The 14,089-nt window shown below is 40.9% G+C and carries 14 protein-coding genes; 10 read left to right on the plus strand and 4 right to left on the minus strand.

Going from position 1 to position 14,089, the window contains the following annotated elements; translation table 11 throughout:
* Window positions 1-9 precede the first annotated feature (9 nt).
* From fabG to KK487_RS06505, 10 genes are all read left to right on the plus strand, one after another.
* Complete coding sequence (gene fabG, locus KK487_RS06460) at window positions 10-756, plus strand: 3-oxoacyl-ACP reductase FabG (protein WP_215522054.1); 747 nt, start codon at window positions 10-12, stop codon at window positions 754-756.
* A gap of 249 nt (window positions 757-1,005) precedes the next feature.
* Window positions 1,006-1,242 carry an acyl carrier protein gene (acpP, locus tag KK487_RS06465; RefSeq protein ID WP_008109873.1) on the plus strand — a complete coding sequence of 79 codons (237 nt, stop codon included), beginning with the start codon at window positions 1,006-1,008 and terminating at the stop codon, window positions 1,240-1,242.
* 269 nt (window positions 1,243-1,511) lie between these two features.
* Window positions 1,512-2,750 (plus strand): beta-ketoacyl-ACP synthase II, encoded by a 1,239-nt coding sequence (gene fabF, locus KK487_RS06470; protein WP_008109876.1) that lies wholly within the window; start codon window positions 1,512-1,514, stop codon window positions 2,748-2,750.
* Between the two features lie 68 nt (window positions 2,751-2,818).
* Entirely contained in the window at window positions 2,819-3,610 is a 792-nt protein-coding gene (gene pabC, locus KK487_RS06475; protein ID WP_215522055.1) for an aminodeoxychorismate lyase, read from the plus strand.
* The gene (gene mltG / locus KK487_RS06480) at window positions 3,610-4,596 is read left to right on the plus strand and encodes an endolytic transglycosylase MltG (protein WP_016899837.1); all 987 of its coding nucleotides are present in this window, start codon (window positions 3,610-3,612) and stop codon (window positions 4,594-4,596) included. The genes pabC and mltG overlap by 1 nt, the downstream gene beginning before the upstream one ends.
* Before the next feature lie 5 nt (window positions 4,597-4,601).
* Window positions 4,602-5,228: a dTMP kinase gene (gene tmk, locus KK487_RS06485; RefSeq protein ID WP_016899838.1), complete on the plus strand. Its 627-nt coding sequence runs from the start codon at window positions 4,602-4,604 to the stop codon at window positions 5,226-5,228.
* A gap of 1 nt (window position 5,229) precedes the next feature.
* Window positions 5,230-6,144: a DNA polymerase III subunit gene (locus KK487_RS06490; RefSeq protein ID WP_215522056.1), complete on the plus strand. Its 915-nt coding sequence runs from the start codon at window positions 5,230-5,232 to the stop codon at window positions 6,142-6,144.
* A gap of 12 nt (window positions 6,145-6,156) precedes the next feature.
* Window positions 6,157-6,483, plus strand: a complete 327-nt coding sequence (locus KK487_RS06495) for a PilZ domain-containing protein (RefSeq protein ID WP_008109887.1) — start codon at window positions 6,157-6,159, stop codon at window positions 6,481-6,483.
* Window positions 6,484-6,500: 17 nt separating this feature from the next.
* Entirely contained in the window at window positions 6,501-7,280 is a 780-nt protein-coding gene (locus tag KK487_RS06500; protein ID WP_013464702.1) for a TatD family hydrolase, read from the plus strand.
* Window positions 7,281-7,284: 4 nt separating this feature from the next.
* Window positions 7,285-9,144, plus strand: coding sequence for an alkaline phosphatase D family protein (locus tag KK487_RS06505; protein ID WP_215522057.1), 1,860 nt, complete (start codon window positions 7,285-7,287; stop codon window positions 9,142-9,144).
* A gap of 274 nt (window positions 9,145-9,418) precedes the next feature.
* On the opposite strand, the gene KK487_RS06510 is transcribed toward KK487_RS06505, so the two are convergent.
* From KK487_RS06510 to KK487_RS06525, 4 genes are all read right to left on the minus strand, one after another.
* Complete coding sequence (locus tag KK487_RS06510; protein WP_215522058.1) at window positions 9,419-10,741, minus strand: O-antigen ligase family protein; 1,323 nt, start codon at window positions 10,739-10,741, stop codon at window positions 9,419-9,421.
* 64 nt (window positions 10,742-10,805) lie between these two features.
* Window positions 10,806-11,351, minus strand: coding sequence for a hypothetical protein (locus KK487_RS06515; RefSeq protein ID WP_215522059.1), 546 nt, complete (start codon window positions 11,349-11,351; stop codon window positions 10,806-10,808).
* Between the two features lie 21 nt (window positions 11,352-11,372).
* Entirely contained in the window at window positions 11,373-13,379 is a 2,007-nt protein-coding gene (locus KK487_RS06520; protein ID WP_215522060.1) for a bifunctional diguanylate cyclase/phosphodiesterase, read from the minus strand.
* Window positions 13,363-14,061 (minus strand): transglutaminase-like cysteine peptidase, encoded by a 699-nt coding sequence (locus KK487_RS06525; RefSeq protein ID WP_029609966.1) that lies wholly within the window; start codon window positions 14,059-14,061, stop codon window positions 13,363-13,365. The genes KK487_RS06520 and KK487_RS06525 overlap by 17 nt, the downstream gene beginning before the upstream one ends.
* Between the last annotated feature and the right edge of the window lie 28 nt (window positions 14,062-14,089).

A 14,089-nucleotide genomic window follows, 5' to 3' on the forward strand; every position in this document is an offset into this window, starting at 1 on the left:
GTATATAATATGAGTAATTTATTTTCTTTAGAGGGCAAAGTTGTCCTGATCACCGGCGCTAGCCGTGGTATTGGTAAAGCGATTGCAAAAACCTTAGTGGCGCAAGGCGCAAAGGTAGCGGGCACCGCGACAAGCGAGTCAGGTGCGGCTAAAATTAGCGAATACTTAGGTGATAACGGTAAGGGTTATGCGCTTAACGTCACCGATCCTGCGTCAATTGAGGCAACATTAGCAGCAATTAAAGCCGATTTAGGTGATATTGATGTTTTAGTAAATAACGCCGGTATTACGCGCGATAATTTATTAATGCGCATGAAAGAGAGTGAGTGGGACGATATTATCGACACCAACTTAAGCTCTATTTTCCGTTTATCTAAAGCGGTACTTCGCCCAATGATGAAGAAAAAGAACGGCCGTATTATCAATATTGGCTCAGTAGTGGGCACTATGGGTAACGCTGGCCAAGCGAACTACGCGGCAGCTAAAGCGGGTGTTATCGGTTTTTCTAAATCATTAGCGCGTGAAGTTGCTTCTCGTGGTATTACTGTTAACGTGGTTGCACCGGGATTCATCCAAACAGACATGACGGATGATTTGACAGATGAGCAAAAAGCAGCAACGCTTGCAAACGTACCTGCGGGTCGTTTAGGCCAGCCAGATGAGATTGCAGCAGCTGTGTGTTATTTAGCATCTGACGCCGCTGCGTACGTATCAGGTGAAACTTTGCATGTAAATGGTGCGATGTACATGGTTTAGCTTCGCAATGCGAAATAGTTAAACCACAAATTACCAATGAGTTTGCTAAAAATATTGAATTTTTCGCAAACTTGCTTTAAACATACTTGAAATCGCTGTGAAAATAAGCGATAAAAGATAAAATAAACACTCAAGAGGTTTGACCAGCAAATTATTTATGGTCAAAAGATTGAATCAGAGAATTATCGGACGTAAACTACGCCGCAATCTGAAAATAACGCATTGGCGTTTTTAATAAAGGAAAGAAGAATGAGCGATATCCAAGAACGCGTAAAGAAAATTATCATCGAACAGCTAGGTGTTAAAGAAGAAGAAGTTAAAAACGAAGCTTCATTCGTTGATGACCTAGGTGCAGACTCTCTTGATACTGTTGAATTAGTAATGGCTCTTGAAGAAGAGTTCGACACTGAGATCCCAGATGAAGAAGCTGAAAAGATCACTACAGTACAATCTGCAATCGATTACGTTACAGCTCACGCTGAGTAATTAATCGCAAATTAAGGGCAGCATTCGCTGCCTTTAATCTTTATATCCAAACCACCTCAAAGTACATGATTCAATTCCAAACCCTCACCTATCTCCAGCAATTAAGTTGTTATTGCTCAGCGTTGGTTATTGGTTTGAGACTCGCACTTTGAGGTAGCTTGGGTATGATCATCCCCAATACTAATAACATAACTAGCAACAGCGTTAACGCTGAAATAAACTGAGCTAAGTTAATTGGTATAATAATAATTCCTTATTGGAGGCAAACCGTGGCTAAACGTCGTGTCGTCGTAACTGGCTTAGGAATGTTGACGCCGCTAGGCAATGATGTGCAATCAACCTGGCAAGGCTTATTAGATGGTAAAAGTGGTATTCAAAATATTACCCACTTTGATACATCAAAATTTGGTACTCACTTCGCTGGTTTAATCAATGATTTTGATGCATCGGCTTATATGTCGCCAAAAGATGCTAAAAAAATGGATTTATTTATCCAGTATGGCATTGCAGCGGGTGTTCAAGCTTTTCAAGATTCAGGCCTCGAAGTCACTGAGCAAAACGCAACCCGTATTGGTGTAGCGGTAGGTTCAGGCATTGGTGGCTTAACCCTAATCGAAGAAAACCACATTAAATTACTAAACAGCGGTCCACGAAAGTTATCGCCGTTTTATGTACCGTCTACCATTATTAATATGATCTCGGGTCATTTATCAATAATGCACGGCTTGCGTGGTCCTAATATTTCAATTGTAACCGCATGTACCACAGGTCTGCACAACATTGGCCATGCAGCGCGAATGATTGCCTACGGCGATGCCGATGCAATGGTTGCCGGTGGCGCAGAAAAAGCGTGTACGCCAATTGGTATGGGTGGCTTTAATGCCGCACGTGCGCTTTCAACGCGTAACGACGACCCACAAGCAGCGTCTCGTCCGTGGGATAAAGACCGTGATGGCTTTGTGCTTTCTGATGGCGCTGGTGTAGTAGTTGTTGAAGAATACGAACACGCTAAAGCACGTGGCGCTAAAATTTATGCAGAGCTTGTTGGCTTTGGCATGAGTGGCGATGCCTACCATATGACCTCGCCACCAGAAGACGGCGCAGGTGCAGCACTGGCTATGGAAAACGCATTAAACGATGCGCAAGTAAATGCAGAGCAAGTTGGCTACATTAACGCACACGGTACGTCTACTCACGCGGGTGACAAAGCCGAAACCTCAGCGGTTAAAACCATTTTTGGTGATTCAGCGAAAGATGTGATGGTAAGCTCATCTAAATCGATGATGGGTCATTTACTAGGTGCAGCGGGCTCTGTTGAGTCGATAGTGTCTATTTTATCGTTGACCGAGCAAAAAGTAACACCCACGATTAACCTAGACAACCCAGATGAAGGCTGTGATTTAGATTACGTACCGCACACAGCGCGAGACGCCAAACTTGATTACGCGTTGTGTAACTCATTTGGTTTTGGTGGTACTAATGGCTCGTTACTGTTTAAAAAGGTATAATCTTTTTTAACAACGAACGACAATAAGAACCCAGTTGTTTAACTGGGTTTTTTTATGTGTAAAAAAATATGCAAACAATAATAACAGCAAGTGAAACCAGTAGCATAAGTATTCGCGATAGGGGCTTAAACTATGGCGATGGTTTTTTTACAACCGCAATTATTACTCATGGACAGGTTGAGCATTGGGCTTATCATAAAGCGCGTTTAATTGAATGCGCGCAGCGTTTAGGGTTTCCGGCGCTTGAGTTTATCGCACTTGAGTCGCACATTACTCAGCAAATGGCATCACAGGTTCAAGCGGTTCTTAAAATAGTGGTAACACGTGGCGAGGGCGGGCGAGGCTATGCGCCACCAAGCGAATGTAATTTAAACATTATTGTGAGTGTTTTACCTTATCCAGCGCATTATCACAGCTTACGCGAAACAGGAATTAGTTTAGCCATCAGTCCAATTAAACTGGCTTTACAACCGCACTTAGCAGGGCTTAAAACCTTAAATAGGCTTGAGCAAGTATTGATTAAAAATGCCCTACAAGCCGAGCAAAGTGATGATGCACTTGTACTTGACTACAACAGCAATGTAATTGAAACCTCAGCGGCTAATATTTTTGCAATAAAAAATAATAAAGTAATTAGCCCCAGGCTTGATGAGTGCGGCATTAAAGGTGTTTTTCTGCAATCTTTATGTGATAAATTAGCAATTGAATTTAAAACTATTAGCGTTGATGAGCTTACCCAAGCAGACGCGGTATTTGTATGTAATAGTTTAATGAAAATTGTGCCGGTAAAAAGCATAGGCGAGCACTGTTTTGATATTGCTCACAGTCAGTCATTACTAACAGTAGCCAAGGAGGCTTAGTGTTAAAAGTTATAGTATCAGTATTATTGCTGGCTTTTTTTAGCTCAGTGATTGGCTATCAGCAATTACAGGCAACCATTCAAACGCCATTACAGATAGCCGATAACACCCAATTTGAAGTTAAAAAAGGCACCGGCTTTAATAAGTTGTGCCGTCAATGGCAGCAGCAACAGTGGGTAGAAGACTGTTGGCGTTTTCAAATATTAGCTAAGCTCGACCCAACCTTGACCGATTTAAAAGCAGGTTTGTACGAATTAAGCTCAGATAGCGTGCTTAATAACATCAAAAAAATTAACCAAGGTCAGCAAATTAGTTTCAGCTTTACCATTATTGAAGGCCAAGCACTTAGAGATGTTTTAAATACTCTGAGTACTTCTACACACTTACAAAACGATTTAAAACTTGAGCAACTTGGCGAGCAAATAATAGGTAAGCAAACCCATCTAGAAGGTTGGTTATTCCCCGATACCTATCATTACCATAGCAATGATACTGCCAGCAGTTTACTAAAACGTGCTGCGCAAAAAATGCAGCAAACGTTGGCTGATGCTTGGCAGCAACGGGCAAGTGATTTACCTTACGATACCGCCTATGAAGCACTGATCATGGCCTCTATTATCGAAAAAGAAACCGCGCTTGCCAGCGAGCGTCCGTTAATTGCATCGGCGTTTATAAATAGATTAAACACCAATATGCGCTTACAAACCGATCCAACCGTAATATATGGGCTAGGCGAAGATTTTGACGGTGATATTAAACGTAAAGACTTGAGAAATTACACACCGTATAATACTTATCGTATTAACGGATTACCGCCCACGCCAATTGCCATGCCATCCAAAGAAGCGATTTTAGCCGCGGTAAACCCGCCTAAAAGCGAGTATGTTTACTTTGTAGCAAAAGGCGATGGCAGCCATCAGTTTTCAACCACATTAAAGCAACATAATGCGGCGGTTAACCGGTATATTTTAAATAAAAAGAATTAGTGTTTATGAAACCAAAATTTATAGTGATAGAAGGGCTAGAGGGCGCGGGTAAATCAACCGCCATTGCCCTGTGCCAAGACTTTTTAAACCATCATCATATTGATTTTATTAATGTCCGTGAACCCGGAGGCACACCACTGGCTGAATCCTTACGTACTTTAGTAAAAGCAGAGCATCAAGAAGAAATCGCCTTTGAAACCGAGCTACTTATTATGTACGCAGCTCGCTCACAGCTAATGCACAATGTAATAAACCCGGCACTGGAACAAGGGCAATGGGTATTGGCTGATCGTCACGATTTATCGTCACAGGCGTATCAAGGCGGTGGACGCGGAATTAGTGCAAACACGTTAGCATCGTTATCCTCTATGGTGTTAAAAGGATTAAAACCCGATTTAACCATTTACCTTGATATTGACCCTGTTATTGGTCTTGAACGTGCAAAAGGGCGGGGTGAACTCGATAGAATTGAACAAGAAGCCATTGAGTTTTTTCAGCGCACCCGCATGCGTTACATTGAGCTTGCAAACGATGATGAAAGCATTAAAACCGTTGATGCTAACCAAAGTATTGATAAAGTACATCGTGATATTACCAATGTACTGCGCACATTTTTTTCAGGATTAAAATAATATGGCATTGCCATGGCTTAACGATGTAGAGCAACGTTTAGCTCAAAGCTATAAAGCGCAACGCTTTCATCACGCGCAGCTATTTTGCGGGCCTATTGGAGTAGGCAAGTTTGAGCTAAGCGAGCAATTAGCTAACAGTTTGTTATGTCACAATACACAATCGCAGTTGAGTGCACCTAATAGCGTGTTAACGCCGTGTGGACAGTGTAAAAGCTGCTCGTTAAACCTAGCTGGGACGCACCCAGATAAACGCGTTACTCAAGTAGAAGGGCAAAGCATAGGTGTAGACGATATACGCGGCATAAGCGATTTTATGCACCAGTCGGCGGCGCAAAATGGCAACAAAGTGGCGATTATTGAAAACTGCGAAAAAATGACCACGGCAGCAGCAAATGCATTATTAAAAACCTTAGAAGAGCCAAGTAACAGCCGGTTTTTAATTCTTACAACCAGCCAAGTGGCACAATTACCAGCGACTATTTTAAGCCGCTGTGCTAAAACTGAGGTCAAAGTAACCAATAGCCAGCTAGCACAGCAGTGGCTAAGTTCTTTAGATGTGCCTAACTACCCATGGTTATCATTGTTTTACAGTCAACCCCTGCAAGTAAAGCAGTGGCAACAGCAAAATCAGCTAGAAAGCATTGATACACTCTATAAATTTGCAACTGAGTTTAAACAAAGCCATAATTTCAATGCGTTAGTCGATATAATAAATAAACAGCCTGAGCTTGTTCGTATTTTTACCTTATTTTTAAGTGAGCAGCTAAAACAGCAGCTTTTAAACGGCATGAGTTTTGAAGCCTACCAAGTTGCACAGCAAGCCTTGAATGATTTTTTACAAAATAACATACAAATTCTTGGGCTAAACTTACCGCTTGCGGTATCACGACTAGCGTATACATTACGCAACCAATAAAAAGGATTAGATATGCAAGAGCTATTAGTTGATATAGATGACCTTGACGAACTATATCGCTGCTACATGCCTTTTTTAAAAAAAGGGGGGCTATTTGTACGCACCAATATGCGTTATGAGCCTGGGTATTCACTCGCTTTACGAGTAACCTTACCTGATGCCTTAGAAGACGATGTGGTCACCGGCAAAGTTACGTGGATCACTCCGCAAGGTGCACAAAGCTCAAACCCTCCGGGGATCGGCATTAGCTTTTTAGATGATAAAACAAACCTAAACGCGAAGATCGAAAAACTGCTGGGGACTATGTTAAACTCCGGCAATCCAACTTATACCATGTAGTAAAAACAGGCCTTATTTTGATTGTAGATTCTCATTGCCATTTAGACCGTCTTGATTTTGATAAACTCGATTTAAACCTAGACCAAGTACTTGATAACGCCCGCGCAAAAAAAGTAGAACACTTTTTATGTGTGAGCGTCACACTTGATCAGTTCCCTAACATGCTAGAGCAAATTAAGCATTACGACGACGTATCAGCGTCATGTGGTGTACATCCGCTTGATCAAAAAGACGCGCTCAACAAACAGCAATTAATTGATTTAGCCTCGCACCACAAAGTAGTGGCCATTGGCGAAACCGGGCTTGACTACTATTACGCAAAAGACACTCACGCAGTGCAGCAAGCAAGCTTTGTTGGCCATATTGAAGTAGCCAACGAATTACAAAAGCCACTTATTATTCACACCCGCGACGCACGTGCCGACACCATTAATTTAATGCGTGAACACAAAGCAGAAAACTGCGGTGGGGTATTACATTGCTTTACCGAAGATTGGGATATGGCTAAAAAAGCCATTGATATGGGTTTTTATATTTCTATTTCAGGTATTGTAACCTTTAAAAATGCGGTAGAACTTAAAGAAGTGGTAAAACAAATCCCACTTGATCGACTGCTTATTGAAACCGACTCGCCGTATTTAGCCCCAGTACCGTACCGTGGTAAAACTAATCAGCCAGCGTATGTGGAAGACGTTGCTTATTATATTAGTGAACTAAAAGGCATTAGCTTTAACGAATTGGCAAAGGCCACCACCGATAATTTTTATTCTTTATTTAAATTAGCAGCTAAAGGCTAACCACATGACGACTCTCTCGGTGCAACACCCGCTGTTACTTATGGGGCCTATGGTGCGCCGAGCAGAAAAAACCACAGTTTGTATTCAGTTTGCTACCTCAAAGCAGGTAAACGGCCGTATAGAGCTAATGGGCTACGAATGCTATAGCGAACAAAATAGCGTTAGACTGGGTGAACATTTATTTTTACAGTTCATAGTTATTAAACCCATAAACAGTCAGTTCCCGCGCGACATATTACTACAATATCAGTTATTTTTTGATGACAGCCCCGTTGATTTATCAGCGTTTAGTTTTAATGATGGCGCGTTACCTGCGTTTGTGATCCCCAAAAGATTGACGCAAATATTGCATGGCTCGTGTCGCAATGCACATCATCCCGCAAAAGACAGCCTAGTTAGTTCAAGTCAGTGGCAAGCTACTCAACGCAGTAATAATCAACAAGGGGCGCAGTTGCTATTGCTCTCGGGCGATCAGGTATATGCTGACGATGTAGCAGGGCCTATGTTATTAGCTATCCATCAACTCATTGAGCAATTAGGCATTTATAAAGAGCAAGCGCTTGCGCTGGATTTACCCGACGATATTAGCCAACAGCTTTATGGCCGCCATCATTTACTCCCTACCACCTCATGGAAAAAGCGCTCTAAATTAGGCATAGGTTACTGGTTAAAAAAAGACGAGCCGCATTTTTCTAGCGTAAAAGCGTATAACCACCTTATTCATTTTGAAGAGTTTGTGGCACTGTATTTACTTAATTTTAGTAGTACCGCGTGGCAATATGTTGACTTATCAAAGCTAAATTACTCAGGCGGTAACGAAAAAAGCCAAGCATTGTTTAGCACAGAAAAAGCCACACTCATTGATTACGCTAAAGGCTTAGCTGAGGTAGAGCGATTATGTGCCAATGTGTCTACCTTAATGATGTTTGACGATCACGATGTAACCGACGATTGGAACCTCACCGCCGGGTGGGAGCAAGCGATAAATCAAAACCCCAGTAGCAAGCGTATTGTAAATAATGGCTTAGCAAGCTATTGGCTGTTTCAGGGAATGGGGAACGACGCACTGCAAAAAACCGGTGCGCTACTTACTCCATTTACAACAAGTCTAGCTGGCGATAAGCACTGGCAATTTAAAGCATTTGATAAACACCTAAACGATTTTAACCATTGGCATTATGAGCTAACGACTATTCCTAAAGTGGTGGTGCTTGATACCCGAACACACCGCTGGCGTAACGAGCAGAACTTTAATGAACCCTCAGGCTTACTCGATTGGGAGCGCCTCACTGAGCTTGAAGAAAGCCTATTAAGCCATGACCAAGTCATTATTGTATCGCCCGCTCCGGTGTTTGGGGTTAAATCAATAGAGGCAATTCAAGCGGTGTTTAACATGTGTGGGCAACCGCTTATGGTTGATGTAGAAAACTGGATGGCGCACGAAGGCTCAGCTAAAAAATTGCTCGACACATTTAGACGCACCGACACCCCAAATGAAACGCTGATTTTATCAGGCGACGTGCATTATTCGTTTTGTTTTTCAGTGCAAAAGCGTTTTGGCGATCACCCCAACAGAATTTGGCAGCTCACAGCTAGTGGCATTAAAAACGAGTTCCCGCGTAAGCTAATAAATGTGCTTGATAAGCTCGACTCCATTTTATATGGCCCTAAAAGTCCGCTTAACTTTTTTACCAAACGCTGGCACATGGAAGTCGACAAACACCAAACTAAAGGCAAAGGGCAAAAGTACTTAGTAAGTGATTCGGCTATTAGTTTGGTTACCCTCAAAGGCGGTAATTTAGACCGTTACCAGCTCATACACGGCGACGGCCACACCACCGAATTTGATTTAGAAGAGCAGTAAATTGGAACAGGCGATAGGTTTTAGGTGCTAGGTATCAGGTTGATATTATTGCCGATTTGTAGCAGCGACTTCATGTCGCGTCATTCTTTAATGTCGTGAGCGACGGGCGAAGAGCTTCGAGTTGCGGGCTAAATAACTAAAAGCGCAGCGTCTCTTAGCCCTCTTTGCGCATCATTCACTTAGGCCTAATTGAACTGAGAGAAGAGAATGAGGAACAAATGAGAAGGCCAAAAAGATGTTAGGATACAGCTCGTAACCCGCTCCCCGTAGCCCGTTAACTTTCACTTCGCCGTTTTTTAATCCGTTTTGGTGCCGGTAACTTATTGGTTAATAAAGCTAAACATAACACCACGATAAACAACATCGAATTAGCCCCCGCCTGCAGCGAATAATCAACCGACGAATGCAGCATCATTGCCACAATAGCTGTAGCACAACCAAACGCCACCCCCTGATAAAGGGCCGTTTTGCGCGTTCGCATAGTATTAATACATAACCATAAACAATAAACCACTAACAGCCCCAATAACCCCGTAGCAGGAATACCCAGCTCAACTGCAAATTGCACATAATCGTTATGCGCATTGTCGTAATAACCAGAGTAGGGCTCAGACTGATATGCGGGAAACGCAGTGTAAAAAGTACCGCCGCCCGAGCCTAATAACGGGTTATCTAAAATCAGTGGAATGGAGTCACGTACAACTTCATCACGTGTTTCCGATTGCAAACTAGTCTCGCTAATACGTTGTTTTACTTTTTCTACATCGAAAATGGCACCAATGATGATTAAATCGATAATGAAAAAGCTAACAATCAGCAATTTAAATGCTTTAGGCTTTTGCTTATAAACAAACAGCGCCAGTAAGCTCACTATAATTAAGGCGATAAAAAAAGCCGAATTACCCATGCGGCTACGGGTTAAAATAAGCGCCACAATTATAATAATTAGCGATATACGCAAAATTATTTTAGAGCTTAATATAATCTCAGCCCAAGCACGTAAGGTTTGTTTTAAAGTAGGCTTGTAGCCGTTGTTAGTGCGTTTTAGTTCGCTAATTAACACACCAATGCCTAAGCATAAACACAGCGCTAAATAGTTAGCTAAAAAGTTAGAATAGGTAAAAGTACCAATAGCTCTGTCGGTGTGTTTGTAGCCAAATAAAGGGCTAACAATATCGGGCGATAAGTTTAAGTAACTAGCATACAAAGCCTGAAAAACACCGGCGAAAATGACGGCGTAAATTAATTTTTTAATACGATTTACATTATTACAGTAATTAAATATTAACCAGCTCAACATTATTAAAAAACTGGTTTTTAATAACATTTGTTTTGTTTGAAAAGCATCAACACTTACGCCAAATAACTGAACCGCGCACACCAAAGCAACAATGCCTAAGGCAGTAAATAACGGCCAAGTATATCGAGGAGGTAAGAGTGCTTGTTGGTTATTTAAAACACTGTTTGCCAAGTGAGTAATAAAGGTAAAGCTAGTTAAAATACCAATAGCTAAAATTGCCCAAGGCCTGTAACTACCTAAAGGAAGGGGAAGCAAAAAAAGGATCAGGCAAATAAGGAAAAATATAAAACGATTCAAAATAAACTCAAACAAAGTAAAAACGCAGCCAATTGGCTGCGTTTGAATATACTAATAGTAAAAACTAGTTACCGACTTCAGATATACCGTTATCACCGCCTGTACCACCAGAACCTGGAGGTGTTGGTAATGTTGGTAAGCTGCCTACTGGCGGAGCAGGCTGACCTGCACCAGGACCTGCAGCAGTTGCTTCAGAAGCGGTTGTTGCATCAACACCTGCGGTAATTGCTGCTAGGGTAATTGCATCAGTATCTAAACCAGCATCCGAAAGAGCAGCTAAAAAGTCAGAAATTAATGGATTGTCTGCACCAAAACGTGCCACAACAGCAGCAACCATTGCATCTATATCAGCAGCGCCACAAGCGCCATTAAGCAGTTTTTCGTCTAGCTTGATTTTTTCTTTATTTTTACAAATACGTTTAATCGCTTCTACTAAATCTTCGCGTAATTGCTCTGGCGTAGTATCTGCTGTTACGTTATTAAGAATATCAATAATGCTATTTATGCTCACTTCTTGAACCACAGCATTATTATCCGTTTGTGCATAGGTTGGCGAAGCAGTTAGAGCAGACGCACTAGCTACTAAGCCAGCTAAAATTAATTTTTTCATTTCTCGTCCCTTGGTTGAGTACTAATTGCAAAATTTTAGCGCATCGGTGCAAAAAGTAAACTCTTTATTTACGCCATTTTCATTAGATTTAATAATTTTTGATGGTGGTAATATTAAATTACCTTGTACGCCATCACATCCTAGGTATTCAAGTATTTCTAAAGTCTCGGTTTTTTCAATTAAACAGGCTAAAACTTTAATACCAAAGCCATGACAAATATTATTAACTGTTTGAATATAAAATTGACTTTGCGGGTTAGTTACCAAATCTTGAATGTAACTACCATCAATTTTAACGTACTCAATATCAAGACCTTGTAAATACCTAAACGACGTTAAGCTAGTACCAAAGTGCTCAATACACACATTAATACCCAGCTCTTTAATTGCATCTATATGTAAAGACGCAACATGCACGTTATAAAGCAAACCAATTTCATGTAGTTCAAACACTAAGTTTGTTTTAATTACCGGTTTAGTGTGCGAGTAAAGCGTAAGCCATTGTATAAAGTCGGCTGAATACAAGGATGCTTTACTAATATTCAACGCAAACACATCATTAGGGTAGTGCTCTTTTACATCTACAAAGCTACGTATAATTTTTTTATCGAGTTCTTCGGTTAAATTTAACTTTTCAGCCATCGCAAATAAGTGACCATTATTTACCTTTTCGCCTTCATGAATAAAGTGTGCAAATACCTCAAAGTAACACTGAGAATCAGTTTTATTAGCTTGTTTAACAGGTTGCACCGAAAAACTCACTTCGCCAGCATTTATAATCGACTTAATTAAGGTACGCCATTGGTTAACACTAAATAATGACTCTTTATCGTTTTTATCAAACGTAGTGTCTTCGCCTATAGTGCAACCGGTATCAAGTAGCGATAACACTTCACCTAAACTCGTTCCTTGCTCAACAGCAACAATCGCTAAATTAGCGTAACCGTTTATATGTAAGCTGTTTTCTTTTTGACTTAAATTATCAATGAGGTCTAGGCGGGCTTTATTTAAAAATAAAACGTCATATGGGGCCAGTAAAACAAACGTACCCCCATTAAGCCTAAATATAGTTGAATTTGGTAACTCTTCGGCAACATGCTTAAGTATTTTAGCAGCATCAAGCACATGCTGATCACCATCTTGGTAGCTTACCACTTGGTTAATATTATTTAACGAGGGTAGGGTAAGCATCATCGCAGTAATTGGCGTATCGTCAGTAATATTATTTACAACAGAATTAAAGTGGTTTTCAAACGACTTACGGTTACCCAACCCCGTTAACGAATCTATATAAACTTCTTCAGTAAGCGCTTGTGTTTGTTTGGTCAGCGAATCGAACGTACTTTGTAAGTTTATAACCATATTATTTATGGCTTGGGTTACTGTGCGAAGCTCCCGTGCTACTGGTATTTCTTTATTTAAGGTAAAGCGTTTTCGAGTAACTAAAGTGGCTTGGTCTTCTACTGCTTTTAACGGCTTAAATACTGCGCGTAAAATTAAAAATGCAATAGCCAGCGATGCTGCTAATAGCAAAAATGAGCTATATAAGCTGCGGAGTGTGTGTTGCCACAATGTAAGGTAAGATTGCCCAGTATGGCTGGTTACATCAAGTGTGCCTGCCATCATCCAACCATTGTTTATTTCAGAATGCATAGTAGGTGCACTCAGTTCAACAGCACTAATAAACCAACCAGGAACAGATTCAACGCGTTTAGGGTTTTGTAACTCAAACACTATATTATTTTGCACATCAGTAAATTTAATTTGGCTGTAATAACCAGAGTCAAAAATAGCGGTTGCCATCGTTTCGGCAATTACTAGGCTATCGTCTTCTAAATAAGGAGATATAGAAAGCCCTAAACTGGTAGCGGTGTCTTGCGCATGGCTGGCCATTTGCGTTTGTAAATAATTACGGGTTGTATCCACATCGGTAATAACGCGTACACAAAATGAAATAACCGAAATTAATATGATCAAGCCATATACTTGAGTTTTTAAACTCAATCCATATTTAAATATTCGAGACATAACTACTAGTTCCTTTATTGTTACCGGCGGCGGGGGCAAGCTCACCTTGTTCAATTCGTTCAAGCATAGTGTTCCAAGCAGAAACGCCACGACTATTTTTAACCTTATTACCTAACCCTTTCGATTTGGCTAACCATAAACCTTGGCCATTAAAACTGTATATAGGTTTTAAATCGCCCCGATTGCTTGCAGGCACTAATTTTGTATTAAAATTATCAAGCACCAACGGTATTTGGTTTGGTTGTTCAAAGTATATAAGCACCATGTGTGGTTGATTAACCGTACGCTGGCGTACATACATAAAGCGTATTTTATCTTCGGGGATACCTAAAGCGATTAAAGTAAAATATTTAGCAATAACATAATCTTCACAGTCACCCATGCCAACACCTAGGCTTTCTAGAGGGGTGGCCCAGTAATCTTTTTTTTGCCAAAGTTCGTCATCGGTTTTGTACTTTATATGCTTATTAAAAAAATCATTAACTAAATGAATTTTTTGCCATTCGCTCTTATCGGCGGAGTCATCTATAAAACTCAGCCACGTTTTTATTCGTTGGTGGCCTGCATCGCCGTAAAACTGTTTGGCACGGCTTATTATATCGCTATTTCGCAGATGCAAAAGCATGTCTTGCGCACAAGCAAAAAAAGACACTAATATAATGATGCAAATTCCAACGCGCACAAAGCCCATCCCTAAAATGTTAACAAAG

Origin of the sequence: Pseudoalteromonas sp. SiA1 (assembly GCF_018732205.1) — a bacterium.
GTDB classification, from domain to species: Bacteria; Pseudomonadota; Gammaproteobacteria; order Enterobacterales; family Alteromonadaceae; genus Pseudoalteromonas; species Pseudoalteromonas tetraodonis.